At 73.4% G+C, this 18,438-nt stretch carries 17 protein-coding genes; 9 read left to right on the plus strand and 8 right to left on the minus strand.

What is annotated here, in order from left to right:
- The first annotated feature begins 21 nt into the window (after positions 1 to 21).
- Positions 22 to 624 carry an MBL fold metallo-hydrolase gene (locus tag KBX00_RS19600; protein ID WP_210829033.1) on the plus strand — a complete coding sequence of 201 codons (603 nt, stop codon included), beginning with the start codon at positions 22 to 24 and terminating at the stop codon, positions 622 to 624.
- 8 nt (positions 625 to 632) lie between these two features.
- Here the strand turns inward: KBX00_RS19600 and KBX00_RS19605 are convergent, their stop codons facing one another.
- Genes KBX00_RS19605 through KBX00_RS19620 form a run of 4 tightly spaced genes read right to left on the minus strand, consistent with a single transcriptional unit; the run spans position 633 to position 6,695 of the window.
- Complete coding sequence (locus tag KBX00_RS19605) at positions 633 to 3,017, minus strand: hypothetical protein (protein WP_210829035.1); 2,385 nt, start codon at positions 3,015 to 3,017, stop codon at positions 633 to 635.
- On the minus strand, positions 3,014 to 4,777 hold the full coding sequence (locus KBX00_RS19610; protein ID WP_210829037.1) for an ABC transporter permease subunit: 1,764 nt from the start codon (positions 4,775 to 4,777) through the stop codon (positions 3,014 to 3,016). Before KBX00_RS19610 ends, KBX00_RS19605 begins: the two co-directional genes overlap by 4 nt.
- Positions 4,774 to 6,054 carry an ABC transporter substrate-binding protein gene (locus KBX00_RS19615; protein ID WP_210829039.1) on the minus strand — a complete coding sequence of 427 codons (1,281 nt, stop codon included), beginning with the start codon at positions 6,052 to 6,054 and terminating at the stop codon, positions 4,774 to 4,776. The genes KBX00_RS19610 and KBX00_RS19615 overlap by 4 nt, the downstream gene beginning before the upstream one ends.
- Positions 6,051 to 6,695 (minus strand): ATP-binding cassette domain-containing protein, encoded by a 645-nt coding sequence (locus tag KBX00_RS19620; RefSeq protein WP_210829041.1) that lies wholly within the window; start codon positions 6,693 to 6,695, stop codon positions 6,051 to 6,053. Before KBX00_RS19620 ends, KBX00_RS19615 begins: the two co-directional genes overlap by 4 nt.
- 110 nt (positions 6,696 to 6,805) lie before the next feature.
- Here KBX00_RS19620 and KBX00_RS19625 point away from each other — a divergent pair, with 110 nt between their 5' ends.
- The 6 genes from KBX00_RS19625 (at position 6,806) to KBX00_RS19650 (ending at position 13,026) form a co-directional block, all read left to right on the plus strand.
- Positions 6,806 to 7,456, plus strand: coding sequence for a phosphotransferase (locus KBX00_RS19625; protein ID WP_210829044.1), 651 nt, complete (start codon positions 6,806 to 6,808; stop codon positions 7,454 to 7,456).
- Between the two features lie 63 nt (positions 7,457 to 7,519).
- Complete coding sequence (locus tag KBX00_RS19630; RefSeq protein WP_210829046.1) at positions 7,520 to 8,998, plus strand: NAD(P)/FAD-dependent oxidoreductase; 1,479 nt, start codon at positions 7,520 to 7,522, stop codon at positions 8,996 to 8,998.
- 210 nt (positions 8,999 to 9,208) lie between these two features.
- Entirely contained in the window at positions 9,209 to 10,294 is a 1,086-nt protein-coding gene (locus tag KBX00_RS19635; RefSeq protein ID WP_210829048.1) for an S-(hydroxymethyl)mycothiol dehydrogenase, read from the plus strand.
- Positions 10,294 to 10,923: an MBL fold metallo-hydrolase gene (locus KBX00_RS19640; RefSeq protein ID WP_210829049.1), complete on the plus strand. Its 630-nt coding sequence runs from the start codon at positions 10,294 to 10,296 to the stop codon at positions 10,921 to 10,923. The genes KBX00_RS19635 and KBX00_RS19640 overlap by 1 nt, the downstream gene beginning before the upstream one ends.
- A 92-nt stretch (positions 10,924 to 11,015) precedes the next feature.
- The gene (locus KBX00_RS19645; protein WP_210829050.1) at positions 11,016 to 12,119 is read left to right on the plus strand and encodes a DUF3626 domain-containing protein; all 1,104 of its coding nucleotides are present in this window, start codon (positions 11,016 to 11,018) and stop codon (positions 12,117 to 12,119) included.
- A gap of 208 nt (positions 12,120 to 12,327) precedes the next feature.
- Positions 12,328 to 13,026: a hypothetical protein gene (locus KBX00_RS19650; RefSeq protein ID WP_210829051.1), complete on the plus strand. Its 699-nt coding sequence runs from the start codon at positions 12,328 to 12,330 to the stop codon at positions 13,024 to 13,026.
- Between the two features lie 9 nt (positions 13,027 to 13,035).
- On the opposite strand, the gene KBX00_RS19655 is transcribed toward KBX00_RS19650, so the two are convergent.
- Entirely contained in the window at positions 13,036 to 14,511 is a 1,476-nt protein-coding gene (locus KBX00_RS19655) for an MFS transporter (RefSeq protein WP_301548243.1), read from the minus strand.
- A gap of 46 nt (positions 14,512 to 14,557) precedes the next feature.
- Positions 14,558 to 14,794 carry a hypothetical protein gene (locus tag KBX00_RS19660; RefSeq protein WP_210829052.1) on the minus strand — a complete coding sequence of 79 codons (237 nt, stop codon included), beginning with the start codon at positions 14,792 to 14,794 and terminating at the stop codon, positions 14,558 to 14,560.
- 106 nt (positions 14,795 to 14,900) lie between these two features.
- Here KBX00_RS19660 and KBX00_RS19665 point away from each other — a divergent pair, with 106 nt between their 5' ends.
- Both KBX00_RS19665 and KBX00_RS19670 read left to right on the plus strand, forming a co-directional pair.
- Positions 14,901 to 16,058 (plus strand): geranylgeranyl reductase family protein, encoded by a 1,158-nt coding sequence (locus tag KBX00_RS19665; RefSeq protein WP_210829059.1) that lies wholly within the window; start codon positions 14,901 to 14,903, stop codon positions 16,056 to 16,058.
- Between the two features lie 181 nt (positions 16,059 to 16,239).
- Complete coding sequence (locus KBX00_RS19670; protein ID WP_210829063.1) at positions 16,240 to 17,142, plus strand: SDR family oxidoreductase; 903 nt, start codon at positions 16,240 to 16,242, stop codon at positions 17,140 to 17,142.
- 72 nt (positions 17,143 to 17,214) lie between these two features.
- Here KBX00_RS19670 and KBX00_RS19675 read toward each other — a convergent pair whose 3' ends face one another.
- Positions 17,215 to 17,886: a nucleotidyl transferase AbiEii/AbiGii toxin family protein gene (locus KBX00_RS19675; protein WP_210829065.1), complete on the minus strand. Its 672-nt coding sequence runs from the start codon at positions 17,884 to 17,886 to the stop codon at positions 17,215 to 17,217.
- Positions 17,883 to 18,224: a hypothetical protein gene (locus KBX00_RS19680; RefSeq protein ID WP_210829067.1), complete on the minus strand. Its 342-nt coding sequence runs from the start codon at positions 18,222 to 18,224 to the stop codon at positions 17,883 to 17,885. Before KBX00_RS19680 ends, KBX00_RS19675 begins: the two co-directional genes overlap by 4 nt.
- Positions 18,225 to 18,438: the final 214 nt, after the last annotated feature.

An 18,438-nucleotide genomic window follows, 5' to 3' on the forward strand; every position in this document is an offset into this window, starting at 1 on the left:
TCCCTGGCGTACCGTCCCGGAATGCGGATCACGAAGTACACGCACTCCTGCGTCCGGCTCGAACACGACGGCGTCGTGCTGGTCATCGATCCGGGCACCTGGAGCGAACCGCGGGCCCTGGTCGGCGCGGACGCCGTCCTGGTCAGCCACGAGCACACCGACCACATCGACGTGCTCCGGCTCGCCGGCCTCGGCGTACCGGTCTTCGCGCCGGAGGGCGCCGCCCTACCGGACCTGGCGCCGCTACCGGTGACCCGGGTGCGGCCGGGGCAGTGGTTCACCGCCGCCGGCATCGAGGTGACCGCGGTGGGTGGGCGGCACGCCACCATCCACGGCGGGCAGCCCGACTGTCCCAACCTCGGCTATCTCGTCGCCGACGCGGTCTACCACCCGGGTGACTCGCTGGCCCCGCCGCAGCGGCCGGTGCGGACCCTGCTGGTGCCGGCGCAGGCGTCCTGGCTGAAGCTGACCGAGGCGATCGACTTCGCCGTCGGGGTCGACGCGTCCGAGGTTCTCCCGATCCACGACGCGCAGCTCAACGAGCGTGGCCTGGCCAGCGTCAACGGCTGGTTCGGCGAGACCGTACCGGGCTACCGCTACCTCGCGCCGGGCGAGACCCGTTGAACCTCCGGTCATCCCGGGCGAGGCTCGGCGGAGCGCTCACCGCCCAGGCGGGCGTCGGCGGCCTGCTGACCCTCCTCGTCGCCGGCCACCGCGCAGATGTCCGCCGCGTCCGCCCAGCGCCCACGGGCCTCCTCGTCGTCACCGAGCGCCGCCGCCGCGTCGCCCAGATGCAACAGCGTCCGGCCCAGCCCGGCGTCCGGGCGGCCACCCTCGCGCAACCGCCAGCTCTCGGCCAGCAGCTCGTACGCCTGGCGGGCCTGCCCCGGTGCCACGCCGAGCAGTGCCACGCCCGCGTTGAGCAGCGCCACCGCCCGGTTGGTCGGATCGCCGAGCGACTCGTACTCCCGCAGCGCGGCCCGCCACGCCTGTGCCGCGTCGAGGTGCTCGCCCATCGCCGAGTGGACCAGCACCAGATTCGTCAACGCCGCCGCGTAGCCACGTGCGTCGCCGAGCGAACGGAACGAGTTCGCCGCCCGTACCAGCAGGTCGTGCGCGGTTTCCAGCTCGTATCGCGCCAGCCTCGCCGCGCCCAGCCCGAGGTCGCTGAGCGCCTGACCGGCGCGATCGGCGCTGGCCCGGTGCCGTCGCGACAACTCCAGATGCTCCACCGCCTCGTCGGTGCGCCCGAGGTCGAGCAGAGCCAGTCCGAGATTCATCCGCGCCTGGGCGGTACCCCGGCGGCCCTGCCCGGCCACCGCCAGACTGAGCGCGGCCACCGCACCGTACGGGTCGTGCCGGCGGCGACGCAGCACACCCAGCTCGTTGTGGGCCCAACCGGCGATCTCCGGCCGGTCCTGGGCGGTGGGATTGGCCAGCACCGTCCGGCAGACGTCCTCCCACTCGTCGAGCCGTTCGGTGTGGGCGAGCCAGCCGCACAGTGCCACGGCCAGCCGGAACCACCAGTCCCGTACCCGGCGCGGCAGCGTCTCCACCGCGCCGGCCGGCACCTTCACCACGGCCAGCAGCAACTCCTGGTGCAGGTCCAACCAGCCGTACGGATCATCGTCGGACAGGCGCTTGTCACGGTCCAGCGCACCGGCCGCCAGCGCGGCCACCTGCTGTTCGGCCCGGCGGGCCAGGTGCCGGGTCAGCCGCGCCTGCACGGTGACCCGCCGGTGCACCGGCTCGGCGTCCCGCAGGTGCATCCTGGCGTAACCGGCGAGCAGCGGACGAACCTCGTACCGGTCGCCGGGCGCGCCGACGACGAAGGCACCGTCGGCCAGTTCGTCGAGCAGGGTGGCGACCCGGTGCGGCCGTCGTCCGGCGAGCGCGGCGATGGTCGCCCGGTCCAGCGGCACCCGGCTCAGCGACAGCAACCGCCACAGCCGCCGAGCCTCGCCGCCGAGCGCGTGGTATGCGGTGTCGCGGGCGGTGACCAGCCCGGTCACCGGTGACCCGCCCACCCGCTGGTGCGGAGGTGTGTCGGCGGCGCGGTGCAGCGCGTGCAGCACGTCGGCAGGCCGCCAGCCGTGCTGCGCGCTGCGCCGGCCAAGCTCCGTCACCGCGCGCGGCTGCCGTCCGCACAGCTCGACGACGGCCCGTACCGCCGGGTCGGAGCGCGGGTCCGGGCGGTGTGGGCGGGCCACCGCGGTGGCCGCCCCGGCGTCGGCGAACATCTCCACCGCATCGTCGACCTCCGGCTCGGCCAGCCAGTAAGCCACCACCCCGTCGAGCGCGGCGAGCCGGCCGGTGCCGGCCAGCAGCAACCGGCAGTCCCGCGCGGTGGGCGGCAGCAACGGCCGGACCTGCGCCGGTGCGTCCACGTTGTCGAGCACCAGCAGCACCTTGCGGCCGTCCAACTGGCCGCGCAGTTCGTCTGCGGCGTCGGCGAGGTCGTCCGGTCGGCCGGACCGGGGCGCCCGCGTGCCGACGATGCGGGCCAGCGCGGCCAGCACCTCCCGAGGAGAGTGGGCCCGGCCGTCCCGGCGTACGTCGAGGTAGTACTGCCCGTCGGGGAAGTCCGCGCGGCTCAGGTTCGCCGCCTGGATCGCGCACCAGGACGTACCGACGGCGCGCCGGCCCACCACCGCCACCGCGTGTTCCGGGGCGAGCATGGCCACCACCGCCTCCGCCTGGCCCCGCCGACCGGAGTACCCGGCCGGCCAGGGCAGCGTCGGTGCACCGCTGCTCGCCCGGGCCTCGGTCTCCTCGCCGGCAAGCAGCTGTTCGCGTTGCCGCCGCCGCCACTCCACCAGGAAGGAAGCGGCCAGCCCGAGCACCGCCAGCCCCAGGCTCGCCGAGCCGAGAACGGTGAGGGACAGGTCGGAGATCAGGTTGCCGGTGACGTTGCCGAGCACGGCGCTGACGCCGGCGCCGACAACCCCGCCGGCGGCCAGCAGCACGCTCAACAGCCGTGACCGTTGGCCGGGCCGCCGTGGTGGCGGCCCGGTCATCGCACACCCCCGGCGACGAGTCCGGCGACCACCTGCCGGCGGGCCAGCACGAACACCAGCACCGGCAGAATCGAGGCGAGCACGCAACCGGCGGCGAGGGTGCCGCTGCCGGCCACGAAGCCACGGGTCTGCCCGGCGAGGAACAACCCGAGCGGCGCAGCGTCCGGCCCGCTGAACAGCAGACCCACCACCAGGTCGTTCCACACCTGCACGAACTCCAGGACCGCCACCGCCACCAGCGCGGTGCGGTTGTGCCGGGCCAGCCGGCGCAACGTGCCCCACCAGTGCCGCCCGCCGATCCGCGCGCCACGGACCTGGTCGGCGGGCAGATCGGCGAAGGCGTTGCGCAGCACCAGCACGGCGAACGGAACACCCAGGGCGATGTGCACCAGGGCCACCCCCCGGGCCGTGCCGGAGGACAGCGCCAGCCCGAGCACCTCGTTGAGCGGGCCGGCGATCACCTGCACCGGGACCACCACCGCGGCCATCAGCACCAGGCCGGTGATCTGGGCGGCCGGCCCGGTAAGCCAGGCCAGCGGGTACGCGGCCAGCAGCGCGACGCCCAGCACCGCAGCGGTGACGACGACGGCGAGCACCAACGTGAAACCGAGACTGCGCCACAGCTCCGCGCCGCTGAGCACCGCCCGGTAGGAGTCCAGACCCGGCGGGCCGGACCACCAGCCGTCGGTCGCCGCCCGCACCGGATTCTGCAACGACGTGGCGGCCAACACCCCCAGCGGCAGCAGCCAGGCGATCGCCGCACCCCCGGCGAGCAGCCGGACCACCCGGCGCGGTGGCGGCGCGGTCACGGCGCCGCCCGCCGGCTGCTGCGGCGGCGGCCACGCCTGCCGGACGAACAGAGCCACCACCAGCATGCCGGCGGTCACCGCGACCAGCCAGACGACGCCCAGGGCGGCGCCCTCGCCGGAGGTCGTCGCACCCGAGGTCTGCCAGATCCGCAGCGAGAGCACCGCCGCCTCGTCCCGCACCGAACCCGGCGTCATCACCAGGATCAGGTCGAAGGTGCGGCTGGTGCCGACGGCGACCAGGGCGAAGACCACCGCGACGGTGCGCAGCAGCAGCGGTCGCCACTGCGCGTCCCAGAGCACGTCACGGCGGCTGCCACCGAAGGCCCGGACCGCGTCGGCGAGCCCGGTCGGCACCGCGTCGAGAGCGGCCCGGAACACCAGCATCGCCAGCCCGACCCAGGCCCACACGAACGCCGACATCACCGCCACGGTGACCAGGTCCGGCCCGAGCAGCTGGGGCAGTTGCTCCGGGTCTCGTCCGGTCACCCTGGCCAACAGCAGGGTGGCCAGCCCGCGCTCCGGGTCCGGGTCGTAGAGCAACCGGAAGGTCACACCGGTGACCACCAGCGGCAGCGCGGTCGGCACCACCAGGATGAGCCGGACCAGCCAGCCCTCCTGGGATCGCCGGGATGCGGCGGCGAGCAGGTAACCCAGGACCGTGACCACCGTCGGTACCAGCAGCGCCCACAGCAGGGTGCGTCCGATCACCGCGGCGGTGCCGGGAGCGGCGAGGGCGGCCCGATAGTGTTCGGCTCCCACCCAGCGGCCGTCGGTGGTGACGCTGGCGTGCACGGTACGCAGCACCGGCCAGGCCAGCAGGCCGCCGAGCAGGAGCACCGCCGGTGCCAGCAGCGACCAGCCGACGCCGGCCGCCGGGTAGGCCCGGCCGCGTCGGGGCGGCCCGACGTCGTCGAGCACCGCCAGCTCGCCCAGCAGCGGGCCCCGGCTCACCGGCCGCGCTCCGCCGCGGCCCGGGCCGCCTCCGTGAGCTGTCCGGTGGCCCGGCGGACCGCCTCCCGGGCCGGCACCCCGTCGGTCACGTTCATGAAGAAGTCCTGCATGATCCGCCAGATCCCCACCCCGTCGGTGCCGGTGAAGGTGCCGGGCAGCTGATCGGAGAGGTCGAACTGCACGGTGTCGGCGGCGCGTAGCTCGCCGGCGAGGCGTCGGCGCAACGGGTCGCGGTAGCTGGCCACCGGTACGGCAAGGTTGGGGGAGAGGTAGCCTCCCGCGTCCAGCCACGGCAGGAACGCCACCGCGTCGCTGAGCCAGCGCACCAGCTCCGCACCGCCGTCGGAGCCGGCGAACGCCACTGCCGCGTCACCGCCGACGATCAGCGGCTGGTCGGCCACCCGGGCACCGGGGAAGCGGAAGGTGGCCAGCGGCTCGGTGCCCCGGCGGAACCGGGCGACCACCGCGTCGACGAAGTCGGCCTCGAACACCATGGTCGCCTCGCGGTGGTGCACCACCTGAATGATCGACTCCTCGAACTGGGTGAGCAGGGCCCGCGGCCCCCCGCCCGGGAACGCGCCGTCCACACTCCACAGTTCGGCGAGCCGCTCCAACGCGTACTGCACCGGCGGGCTCCGCCAGTCGGCCTCGCCTCGCGCCAACGCCCCGTACAGGTTCACGCCGGCGACGTCGGCGAGCACGTTCTCGAACCAGTCGGTGAGCACCCAACCATCGGCGGCGCCGATCGCCAGCGGGGCCGGGCCCGCACCCGCCAGATGTCGTTCGCCGAGCCGACGGGTCAACGTGACCAGCGCGTCCCAGGATCTCGGTGGTTCGGCCAGCATCGACGGGAAGTGCCAGAACAGCGACTTGTGCGCCGCCTTGACCCAGACGCCGTAACGACGCCCGCCGACGCTCAGCAGGTCGCTCATGCCGGTCGGGGCGGTGTAGCTGACCACCGGGGTCACCTCGCTGAGCCAGCCCCGCCGGGCGTACTCGATCACCAGCCCGGGGCGGGGCAGGATGGCCACGTCGGGACTGGTGCCGGCGGCGCGGCGCGCGGTCAGGAACGCGTCTATGTCGTTGCCCACGCCGACGACCTGCACGGTCGTCGGGTAGCCGGCGACCACCTCGCGGAACCTGGCCAGTTCGCCGCCGGCCCAGACGACCGCCACCTGCACCGATCGACGCCCCTGCCCGCAGCCCCCGGTCGCGGCGACCGTGGCCGCCGTCGCGGCACCCAGCAGCGTACGGCGACGCACTCCGATCCCGCTCATGCCCGCACCGCCGACTGGGCCGGGCCGGGCGGGACGTCGTCGCCGACCGGTACCCGGACGGTCACGCCGGCCAGCCCCTCCTCGTCCGCGGAAAAGAGCAGCACCGTGACGCCTGGAGCGTCCGGTGGGGACGTACGGTCGAGCAGGTCCGGCAGACGCACCCCGTCGATCGGGGTCGGCAGGTCGACCACCAGCACCTCCGGTAGACAGGCCATGGCCCGAGCGAGCGCGACCCGGAACCGTTGCGCCTCGGACAGCAGGTGCGGGCGAAGTCCCAGGGTCGGGGCGAGTTCGAGCCGGTCGACCAGGACCGCCGCCCAGCCCTCGGCGACGTCGCGCACCCACTGTCGACGGCGCTGACCATATGAGATGTTGCGCCCGACCGTGAGGTGGGGCAGCAGGGCGCCACCGGCCGGCACATATCCGATGCGGCGGCGCAACGGCGGCAGGTCGGTGACGTCGCGACCGCCGACCAGGATCCGACCGCTGACCGGCGCGGCCAGCCCGGCCACCACCCGCGCCACGGCGGTGGCCGGCCGGGGCGGGGCGACCACGGCAGCCGTCGCGCCGACGGCCACCTCGACGTCGAGCGGCGACATGTCCGGCACGGCAACCAGGTCGAGCATGCGTAACGTGACCATCACCTCCGGCGACCCTCGTCCTCATCCCAGCCTGTCACAGGAAAACCACGGTCGGTGCTCGGCCCGCCGTCCATCGTGGCCCCTGGACACCGCCGGTTACCCTGCCGCCCATGGCAGCGTCGACTCCCTTCGCCGCCGGTCGTGACGCCGACGTCTACGCCCTGGACGACGGCCGGGTGCTGCGCCGCTACCGCGACGGCACCGACGTGGCCGACGAGGCCCGGTTCATGTCCCACCTGCACGCCGCCGGGTTCCCGGTGCCCCGGGTGTACCGGGCCGCCGGTGCGGACCTGGTCATGCAGCGGGTGACCGGACCGACGATGCTCCAGGCGCTGACGGCGGGCACGATCGAGGTGGTGCCGGGAGCCGACATCCTCGCCGGGCTGCACCGTCGACTGCACGCCGTCGCACCGCTGCCCGACGCGCCGGACGGCGGGCGCATCCTGCATCTGGACCTGCATCCGGACAACGTCATCCTCGGCCCGGCCGGCCCGGTGCTGCTCGACTGGCGCAACGTCCGGCACGGGCCACCCGGACTGGACGTGGCGATGACCGCCCTTATCCTCGCCCAGGTCGCCGTCGACCCGGATCAGCCGATGGCGGAGGGCGCCGACGAGATGCAGCGCGCCTACCGGTACGCGCTGCGCGACCACGCCGCCCCGCTCGTCGCCGAGGCCGTGGCCATCCGGCGGGCCAACCCCACCCAGAGCCCGACCGAGCTCGCGCTGCTCGACACGGCGGCGGCCCTGCTCACCTCGTGACCCGGGAACCCGCGGGCCGAAGGCGATAGGGTCTCGATCATCACTGGGCGGGCGGGAGGCGAGATGACCTCAGAGCATGTCGACGTGCTCATCGTCGGCGCTGGTCTGTCCGGTATCGGAGCCGCCTGCCACCTCCGGCGCCGCCAGCCCGGCCGAACCTTCGCGCTGCTGGAGGCGCGTGACGCGATCGGCGGCACCTGGGACCTGTTCCGCTATCCGGGTGTGCGGTCGGACTCGGACATGTTCACCCTCGGCTACTCGTTCGCGCCGTGGACCGCCCCGAAGAGCCTGGCCGACGGCGACACCATCCGCGACTACCTGCGTCGTACCGCCGAGGAGCACGACGTCACCCGACACATCCGGCTCCGGCACCGCGTGCAGCGGGCCGAGTGGGACAGCAACCAGGCCCGCTGGACGGTGCACGTCCACCGTGAGGACACCACCGAGACCGTCGTACTGACCTGCTCGTTCCTCTACGCCTGCACCGGCTACTACCGGTACGAGGCCGGCCACACGCCGCACTTCACCGGCCAGGACCGGTTCACCGGCCGGATCGTGCACCCGCAGCACTGGCCCACCGACCTCGACCCCACCGGTTGTCGGGTGGTGGTGATCGGCAGCGGCGCCACCGCCGTGACGCTGGTGCCGGCGCTGGCCCGACAGGCGGCCCGGGTGACCATGCTGCAACGCTCGCCGACGTACCTGCTGCCGCTGTCCTCCCGCGACCGGATCGCCGACGCCCTGCGGCGGCTGCTGCCGGCGCGCCTGGCGCACCAGACCGTGCGCTGGAAGAACATCCTGCTCGCCACGGCCAACTATCAGCTCAGCCGGCGCGCCCCCGGCCTGGTACGCGGGCTGCTGCGCCGCGCGGCGGCGCGCCGGCTGCCCACCGGCTTCGACGTCGAACGCCACCTCACCCCCCGCTACGACCCGTGGGACCAGCGGCTGTGCGTGGTTCCGGACGGTGACCTGTTCACCGTGCTCTCCGACGGGCGGGCCGAGATCGTCACCGACAGCGTGGCGACCTTCACCGCCCAGGGCATCCGGCTCGGCTCCGGTCGGGAGCTGCCCGCCGACGTGGTGGTCACCGCCACCGGACTGGACCTGCTCGCCCTCGGCGGGATCACCCTGCGGGTGGACGGGACGGAGGTGGATCTGCCGGAGACCGTCGCGTACCAGGGCATGATGCTCTCCGGGGTGCCGAACTTCGCCATGACGATCGGCTACACCAACGCCTCCTGGACCCTCAAGGCCGACCTGGTGGCCGGCTACGTGTGCCGGCTGTTGCGTCACCTGGACCGCACCGGAACCCAGATCGTCACCCCGCTCGCCCCGCCACCGGGCCCGCGTACCCCGTTGATCGGCCTCACCTCCGGCTACGTGCGGCGCGGTGTCGGACGGCTGCCCCGCCAGGGCACCCGGGCACCCTGGCGGCTGCACCAGAACTACCTGCGCGACCTGCTGCCCATGCGGTACGGACGGCTGACCGACGCCGCCATCCGCTTCGACCGGGCCGGCGCGGCGCACTCGGCCACGCCGTAGGCGCGGCGCGGCGCACTCGGCCACGCCGTAGGCGCGGCGGGGCCGCGCCGGGGCGGATCGACGAGCCCGTCACCGTCCGCGCGCCGGGCACCGGCGGCGCAGCGGTGCCGATCCGTCGTCACGGCGGTAGGTTCGCCTCCTGAGGGCGAACGCGGCAGCCGCCGTGCGACGACGGCGGAGCCGCGAGCCGGTGGGCAGTAGGAGGACAGCGTGAGTCAGCAGGTACGGGGAGTCATCTCCCGCAGCAAGGGCGCGCCCGTCGAGGTCACCGAGATCATGGTGCCCGACCCCGGTCCGGGCGAGGCGGTGGTCCGGGTGCAGTCGTGCGGCGTATGCCACACCGACCTGCACTACCGCGAGGGTGGCATCAACGACGACTACCCGTTCCTGCTCGGCCACGAGGCCGCCGGCATCGTCGAGCAGGTCGGCGAGGGCGTGGACGGTGTGGCACCCGGTGACTTCGTGGTGCTCAACTGGCGGGCCGTCTGCGGCGTGTGCCGGGCCTGCCGACGCGGCCGTCCGTGGTACTGCTTCGCCACCCACAACGCCGCCCGGAAGATGTCCCTCACCGACGGCACCGAACTCGCCCCGGCGCTGGGCATCGGCGCCTTCGCCGAGAAGACCCTGGTCCACGCCGGCCAGTGCACCAAGGTGGACCCGGCGGCCCGGCCGGCCGCCGTCGGGCTGCTCGGCTGCGGGGTGATGGCGGGACTCGGTGCGGCGATGAACACCGGCGGGGTGACCCGCGGTGACTCGGTGGCGGTGATCGGCTGTGGTGGTGTCGGTGACGCGGCGGTGGCCGGCGCGGCCCTGGCCGGCGCGACGACGATCATCGCGGTCGACACCGACCCCCGCAAGCTCGACTTGGCCCGCAGGTTCGGTGCCACCCACACCGTCGACGCCTCCGCGGCCGACCCGGTGGCGGAGATCCAGGCCGCCACCGGCGGCTTCGGCGCCGACGTGGTGATCGACGCGGTCGGCCGGCCGGAGACCTGGAAACAGGCGTTCTACGCCCGCGACCTGGCCGGCACCGTCGTGCTGGTCGGCGTGCCCACGCCGGAGATGCGCATCGAACTGCCCCTGTTGGACGTCTTCGGCCGTGGCGGCGCCCTCAAGTCCAGCTGGTACGGCGACTGCCTGCCCAGCCGCGACTTCCCGATGCTCACCGAGCTGTACCTGCAGGGCCGCCTCGACCTGGACGCCTTCGTCACCGAGGAGATCGGCCTGGACGGGGTGGAGGAGGCGTTCGCCCGGATGCACCGGGGCGACGTGCTCCGCTCGGTGGTGGTCTTCTGATGCCGGCCCGAATCGACCACGCGGTCACCTCCGGCACCTTCTCCCTGGACGGTCAGACCTTCGACGTGGACAACAACGTGTGGGTGGTCGGTGACGACGCCGAGTGCGTCGTGATCGACGCCCCGCACGACGTCGACGCCATCCTCGAGGTGGCGGCCGGGCGGCGGGTCACCGCGATCGTCGCCACGCACGCCCACGACGACCACGTCCGGGTTGCCCCGAGGCTCTCCCGGGTCACCGGCGCCCCGGTGCTGCTGCACCCTGCCGACCGCGTGCTGTGGGACCTGGTGCATCCCGACGATCCACCGGGCGGCACCCTCGACGACGGCCAGACCATCGAGGTGGGCGGCACCGCGCTGACCGTGCTGCACACCCCGGGGCACAGCCCCGGCGCGTGTTGCCTGCACGCTCCCGAGCTGAGCGTCGTCTTCACCGGCGACACCCTGTTCGCCGGTGGGCCGGGCGCCACCGGTCGCTCGTACAGCGACTTCGGCACCATCGTCGACTCGATTCGCGACCGGCTGCTCACCCTCCCACCGGACACGATGGTGCACACCGGGCACGGCGACAGCACCACCATCGGGGCCGAGGCCCCGCAGCTACCGCACTGGCTGGCCAGGGGGCATTGAGCTCGGTGCCGAGCGGGCTGCCCGGGACCGCCGCCGCGCGGCGGCCCGGAAACGGGGCTGCGAAAAGTGCCGGCTGCCACGAGACTGCCGGCATGTCCGGCGACCCGACGCTGACCGCCGCCCAACGGGCGGCACTGCGCCACGTACGCGCGGTGGCCCTGCGGGACCGCCCCACCGCGCTGGCCGTCATCGGGCGGGCGCTGGCCCGCACCGGCGTACGCCACGAGCCGGAGCGGCTGGTCGCGGCCATCGGCCGGCAGGGGCGGATCACCCTCAACTTCCACCCGGACCGGCTGCTGGCCGACGGCCGCACGGTCGCCGAGGCGCTCGCCGCCGAGGGGGTCTACCGCAGCCAGTTCGAGACGCGGATCTCCAACGGCGGCCTCACCGCGTACCTCGGCGGTGACCGTGACCGCTGGGAGGAGCGCCTGTTCGGTGGTGCCTATCAGCGACCGGGCGTCGGCCCGGCGGAGCGGCCGAAGTACGGCGGCCTGAACCTGCTCGACCACCCCGACGGCGCCTGTCCCCGGTTCGGCTCCTGCCATCTGCGGCTGCGTCCCGAGGTGCTGGCCCGCACCACCTTCTGCTTCGGTGACAGCCACCTCGGACCGCGCGACGTCGGCACCGTCGACGTGGTCGAGCCGGTGCTGGCCGCCCTGATCGCCGCGACCGTCGAGACCGGCGTGTGCCTGGGCCGACCCGGAATGGATCTGGTGGCCCTCACCGGCGAGTTGCTGCGCCGCCGGGAGGTGCTGGCCGCGGCGCCCCGGGCCGCCGGCCGCGCCTTGGACGACTACGTCGAGGCGCAGGTGCACGGTGAGGTCCGGTTGGATCGGGACGTGCTGGACCTGGTCATCGACCCATCGTTCCGGGGCACCGACACCGAGGCTTGCCTGCTTGCCGCCGCCGACCGGTACGGCTTCCCGATCCGCTGGCACGCCGGCTTCGCGTTGCCGGTGGACCGGGTGGACGCCGAGTTCCGTGGGCCGGCGATCCCACCGCTGGCGGCACGGGTGCACGCCGAGTTCGCCCGAGCGGGCGAGCCCCTGCACGCCGCACTGGTCGGGCGGGCCGCCGCGTCGGTGGTGACCGACCCGGGTCGCTGGGCCGATCGTGGGCCGGCCACCGACACCATGCAGCACCTCAAGCAGCTCTGGCACGTCCTGGTGCGCTTCGGGGCTCCGTACGAGGTCTGAGGCTCTCCGTCCGTTCCGTGCCCCGGCGGGCGGACTCGCGTCGTGACCTGGGTCGCAGCCAGCGGCCATGGCGGCATTTCCGGAATGGCGGACATGCCAGCCGAGTTGTGTCCCCCATAGTGCCGGCTGGCAAACCTCGACCGGCCCGTTCCGCCCCCAGAGCGGCTCAACCCCGAGCGGCTCGTACCCGATCGAAAGGGCAACCATCGTGAAGCTGGACTTCACTCGATGGCTCCCGGCCATCGCGACGATCCCGAACCGGAAGACCGCGCTCAGCGTGGTGGGCGCCACCGCCCTCGCCGGACTGGCCTTCGGCCCCACCGCCGTGGCCGCGCCGATCACCAGCGGCCCGCACTCCGGCGCGGTCGCGGCGATCGACCGGGCGACGGGTCGCGCCAGCACCGGTGTGCCGGTGGAATCCGGGCTGACCACCGCCGGCAGCACCGACAAGCCGGAGGCCGGGAGTCCGACCCGCGACGAGCTGATCCCGCACGGTGTGCAGGGCGCCCAGTCGCGCATCCCGCTCGACGACGCGCAGCGGGACAATGCCAAGACCATCATCGAGGTGGCCAAGCGCACCGGTGTCGGTGAGCGTGGTGCCGTGATCGGCATCGCCACCGCCCTGCAGGAGTCGAAGCTCTACAACCTCGGACACCTCGGCGCGTGGAACGACCACGACTCGCAGGGCCTGTTCCAGCAGCGTCCGTCCACCGGATGGGGCAGCGTGGAGCAGATCCGGGACCCCGAGTACTCCTCGACCGTCTTCTTCGAGGCCCTGAAGAACGTCGGCGGCTGGCGGGATCTGCCGCTGACCGCCGCCGCGCAGACCGTGCAGGTGTCGGCCTACCCGTTCCACTACGCGCAGTGGGAGGAGCAGGCGGCGGACATCGTCTCCCAGCTCTGGTGACACCGGCGCTCAGTGACCCACCGGCCGGCCCCGCTCGCGGGGCCGGCCGCGGTGGTTGCGGACGATGTCGACGGCGGCCGCCACCAGGGCCAGCGCGATGATCGCGGCCGAGGTGAGCAGCGACCGTTCGAACGCCCGCGACCAGGCCTCCGCGCCGTCGGCAAGTGCGGAGAAGAAGACCGCGCCGACCACCGCGATCCCGGCGGCCGAACCGATCCGCTGCCCGGTCTGCAACATGCCGGCACCACTGCCGGCCTGTGGAACCGGCACCTCGGTCAGGGTCAGCGTCTGGTTGGGCGCGATCACCAGGCCACTGCCGATGCCGGCGACCAGCAGCGGCAGCGCGGTCACCCAGGGCACCGGGGCCCCCGGTGCCAGTTCGATGGCCAGCGCGGCGAGACCGAGACCGGTCACCACACCAGCCAGTCCGACGGCGACCAGGGGGCGGCCGTACCGGTTGACCACCCGCCCGCCGACGGCGGACGCGACGGCAGAGCCGAGCGCGAACGGGGTGATCGCCGCACCGGCGACCAGGGCGCTGTAGCCGCGCCCGTTCTGCAGGTACAGGGTGAAGATGAAGAAGATGGCGGTGAACCCGCCGAAGTAGAGCAGCGCGATCGTCGAGCCGAGGGCGTACGACCGGTGCCTGAACAGGCGGACGTCGAACAGCGGCGGGCCGTGCCGGGCGTAGCGGCGCTCCCAGGCGACGAAGCCGGCGAGGATGGCCAGGCCGGCGGGGAGCAGCAACCACTTCGTCGCGCCGGGCCACTGTTCGCGCTGCACCAGCGGCAGCAGCACGAGGGTCACGCCGACGCCGAGCAGCAGCACGCCGACCGGGTCGAACCGGCGTTGCGCACCGCGTGGGGTGACCCGGCCGGGCAGCAGCCGCCAGCCGAGTACCATCGCGACGACGCCCACCGGCACGTTGACGAAGAAGACCCACCGCCAGCCGTGTTCCGGGCCACCGGCGGCGATCAGTACGCCACCGAGCAACGGACCGATGGCGGTGGAGATTCCGATGGTGGCGCCGAGCAAGCCGAAGGGTCGGCCCCGCTCGGGTGCGGCGAACAACTGCTGGATCAGGCCGGTCACCTGTGGGTTGACCACCCCGGCGGCGGCACCCTGCAGCAGTCGGGCGGCGACCAGCCAGCCGGGGGACTGGGCCAGCCCGGCCAGCGCGCTGCTCAGCGTGAACAGGGCGATGCCGAAGACGAACGCGTTGCGTCGCCCCCGCACGTCACCGAAGCGTCCCGCCGGCACCAGGACCAGGCCGAAGCTCAGCGCGTACCCGGACAACACCCATTGCAGGTCGCTCGGATCGGCCCGCAGGGCACGCTCCAGGGACGGTAGGGCGACGTTGACGATGCTGATGTCGAGCAGCGTCATGAACGCCGCGACCAGCCCCACCCCGAGGGCCTGCCAGCGTCGCCGTTCGTACGACGTGGCCTCGGACCCCGTCGAACCGCGGGACTTCGCGGGGTTCAACCGGCGGTCCGACGCCGTGGCGCCGGTCGACGTGTGCGGTTGCCGGTCATGCCAACTGCTGCGCGCAGAATCGAGGGCCGAAGTCCAGCCCGGACATCGGCGAGTCCTCCCGGTGCAGCAGGTTCTTCTCGGTCAGCAGGTGCAGTGGGGTCTGCAACTGCTCCTCGGTCAGCCCGCACTCCTGGGCGATCATGTCGGGGTACGGTACCTGGCCGCGCGCCTCCAGGGCCGCCACCGCGTCGTACACCCGCGCCTCGTCCTCCGACAGCCGCACCTCTTGCATGGCGTCCTCCTCGTGCGTCCGTCCGCCTGCGGCAGGCGGTCTGCGGCCGGCGGTTACCCGGTGCGGCGGGGAAGATGCCCGCGCCCGGCTGATCTACCCTGCACCGGTGAGCGTCTGGGAACTCGTGGTGATCGGTGGTGGCCCGGCCGGGCTCTCCGCCGCCTACGCCGCCGCCTGTCGCGGGGTGCGCACGCTCGTCGTCGAGCGCGCCACGCATCCTCGCTACAAGACCTGCGGCGGTGGTCTGATCGGCACCTCGCTGGCCGCGGTTACCGGGCGGATCGAGGTGCCCGCCCATGACACGGTGGACCGGGTCACCTTCACCCTCGACGGGCGGGGCGGGTTCACCCGCCGGCACGGTGCCGGACCGCTGGTGAGCATGGTGCGCCGGGAGGAGTTCGACGACCGGCTGCGGGCCGCCGCGGTGGCCGCCGGGGCCGAGATCCGCGAGCGGGCGACCGTTCGATCGGTGGAGCAGGATCCCGATGTCGTACGGCTGCGGCTTGCCGGCGGCGAGGTGCTGCTGGCCCGTACGGTCGTCGGTGCCGACGGCTCGTCCGGGGTTACCGCCCGCCACGTGGGGGTGCGCCACCGTCAGGTGGATCTGGGGCTGGAGCTGGAGCTGCCGGTACCGCCGACCGAGCAGGCCCGTTGGCGCAGCCGGGTGCTGCTCGACTGGGGGCCGCTGCCCGGCTCGTACGCCTGGGTGTTCCCGAAGGGCGACCGGCTCACCGTCGGCGTGATCGCCGGTCGAGGTGAGGGGGAGCGGACCCGACAGTACCTGCGTCGGTTCGTCGACCGCCTCGGGCTGGCTCACGTGTCGCCGGTCCACGACTCGGGCCACCTGACGCGGTGCCGGTCCGACGACTCGCCGCTGCGGCGTGGGCGGGTGCTGGTGGCCGGTGACGCCGCCGGCCTGCTGGAGCCCTGGACCCGGGAGGGGATCAGCTACGCGCTGCGCTCCGGCGAGTTGGCCGGGGCGGCGGTGGCCGGCGCCGATCTCGGTGGCTACGAACGGTCGGTGACCGAGCGTCTCGTCCCGGCCATGCGGGCCGGGCAACGACTGCTCGACGTCTTCTCCCAGCGCCCGGCGCTCTGCCACCGGGCCCTCGCCACGCCGCCCGGCTGGCGCGCGTTCACCCGGTTCTGCCTGGGCCGGGCAGACTTCGACGAACTGGTCGGCCGGGTGTCGGTCCGGGCCGCCCTGGCGTTGGCGGATCGCCTGCCCGGCCCGAGGCGCAGCGTCGCCGACGTGCTCGACTGACGGCGGATCCGACAGTCCACCGCTCGCATAGCCATCCAGGATCCTAGGATGCCCTTACGCGAGGTGACGCGCACCGCCCGGCGCAGTGGACGTCATCGACTCGCCAGCCGTTTCCGCCCACTGCGCCCGGGTAGGTGTCTGCGGGTCCGCAACCCCACCGATTCCGGGCGAGGAGACCTCCGTGAGCGAGACGCAGTACACCCAGCAGGACCCGACCGAGCAGTACGGCCAGCAGTCGGGGCAGCCGAACCAGCAGCAGAGCCCACCGGGCCGTACCGGCGAGATGACGCCGAAGCCGGATCACGGAGAGGACACCTATCGGGGCACCGGCAAGCTCGACGGCAAGAAGGCGGTGATCACCGGCGGTGACTCGGGTATCGGCCGGGCGATCGCCATCGCGTACGCCCGGGAGGGCGCCGACGTGCTGATCTCCTATCTCGGCGAGGAGGAGGACGCGGACGCCCGGGAGACGGTCCGCCTCGTCGAGGCCGCCGGTCGCAAGGGTGTCGCGATCCGGGGTGACATCGCCGATGAGCGCAACTGCGTGGCGTTGATCGAGCGTGCGGTGACCGACCTGGGTGGCATCGACATCCTGGTGAACAACGCGGCCTACCAGATGGCGCAGGACAAGGGCATCGCCGGCATCAGCACCGAGCAGTTCGACCGGGTCTTCAAGACCAACCTGTACGCGATGTTCTGGCTGTGCAAGGCGGCGTTGCCGCATCTGGGCGACGGTTCCACGATCATCAACACCTCCTCGATCCAGGCCTTCGACCCGTCGCCGCAGTTGCTCGACTACGCCACCACCAAAGCGGGGATCGCGAACTTCACCAAGGCTCTCGCCGCCGACCTGGTCGATCGGGGCATCCGGGTCAACGCGGTGGCACCGGGTCCGATCTGGACGCCACTGATCCCGGCGACCATGCCGGAGGGGAAGGTCGAGCAGTTCGGCACCGACACCCCGGTCGGTCGGCCTGGTCAGCCGGCGGAGCTCGCGCCCGCGTACGTCTTCTTCGCCGCGCAGGAGTCGAGCTTCATCACCGGTGAGATCTTGGGCGTCACCGGTGGTCGCTTCACCAAGTGAGGTCCCCGCCGGCTCGGTGCTCCCGCTGGCTCGGTGTGGGTCGGCGGCTTGGTGTGGGGCGGCGGTGCCGGGTCAGCGGGGCCAGGCGGCCAGTTGCCGCCGGACCAGGGCGATGTCGGCGGGTTCGAGGCCGTAGCGGGTGAACCGGGCGTCCGGGATCCGGTCGAGGTAGCGGCCGGCCGCCCGTATGTCGTCGTCATCGAGGGCGGGATCGAGTTGCCGGGCGAGTTCCAGCAGTTCCGCGACGGACCGGTGCGCCAGGGCGGAGGCCACGTCGATGTAGTCGCGCACCTCGCGACGGTTGACCAGGGCGGCGGTCTTGTTGCCGATGAGATCCCGGACGTCCATGACGGGACCGAGGTCCATCACCACCGGGCTGCGATGCCGGTCGAGGCGGGCCAGGCTGAGACGGATGCGCCGCTCGTCCCGGCCGACGACGAAGTCCCGCAGATCCCGGTCGAAGCCGTCGAACAGGTCACCGAGGTCGCTGTCCGGATCGGCGTCGACCACCTCGAACCCGGCGCGTTCCAGCGCGGTCCGGACATCGGCAGCTGCCGCGGCGGCGGCCCCCGCCACGTCGGCGAAGAGGTCGACGTCCTCGGTGGGGCGGGTGACCAGTCCGTGCGCGGCCCAGGCCACCCCGCCGCCGAGCACGAAACGGTGCGGGCCGGCGACGGTCAGCGCGACCCGGGCAACCTCCCGGTAAAACTCGTGAGGATGCGTGTCCGGGGCTTCGCCGGTCACGCCGACCGGAGACTCGGGTGTCGGCTCTCCCACGCCAGCCGTACGGCCCGGGGTAGATTGAGCAGCTGCCACACCCGGCGCAGCGTCCGCCCGTCGACCAGTCGGCGCAGGTCCTGGACGCTCGTCGTCTCGCGCAACACGTTCTCGTAGAGCCAGAGCAACTGGTCGGGGTCGGCGAGGTCGAACGCCCGGTCGGCGCACCACATCAGCCGCACCGGCAGTTCCACCACCCCTCGGGTGGGTCCGCGCAGCTCGGCGAGGGTCCGGGCCACCATGGCAGGCCGGCCGGGTCGGGCCAGGTGCGCCACGCCGGTCGTGGTGGGGGAGACCGCCTGCATGGTGTCAGGGTAACCCCAGATCGGGTCGATCCGAACTCATGACCTGCCTCGGGGCGGTGCGGTTGGGTGTGGCGTGCGCTCGCTGTCGGTTGCGGTTTGGGGGTGTGGCCCGCGCTGTGGGGGGTGTGGCCCGCGCTGTGGGGGGTGTGGCCCGCGCTGTGGGGGGTGTGGCCCGCCGTGCCCGGCTCCGGGCGGTCAGGCGTGATCCCTGCGC

Origin of the sequence: Micromonospora sp. C95 (assembly GCF_018070465.1) — a bacterium.
GTDB lineage: Bacteria > Actinomycetota > Actinomycetes > Mycobacteriales > Micromonosporaceae > Micromonospora.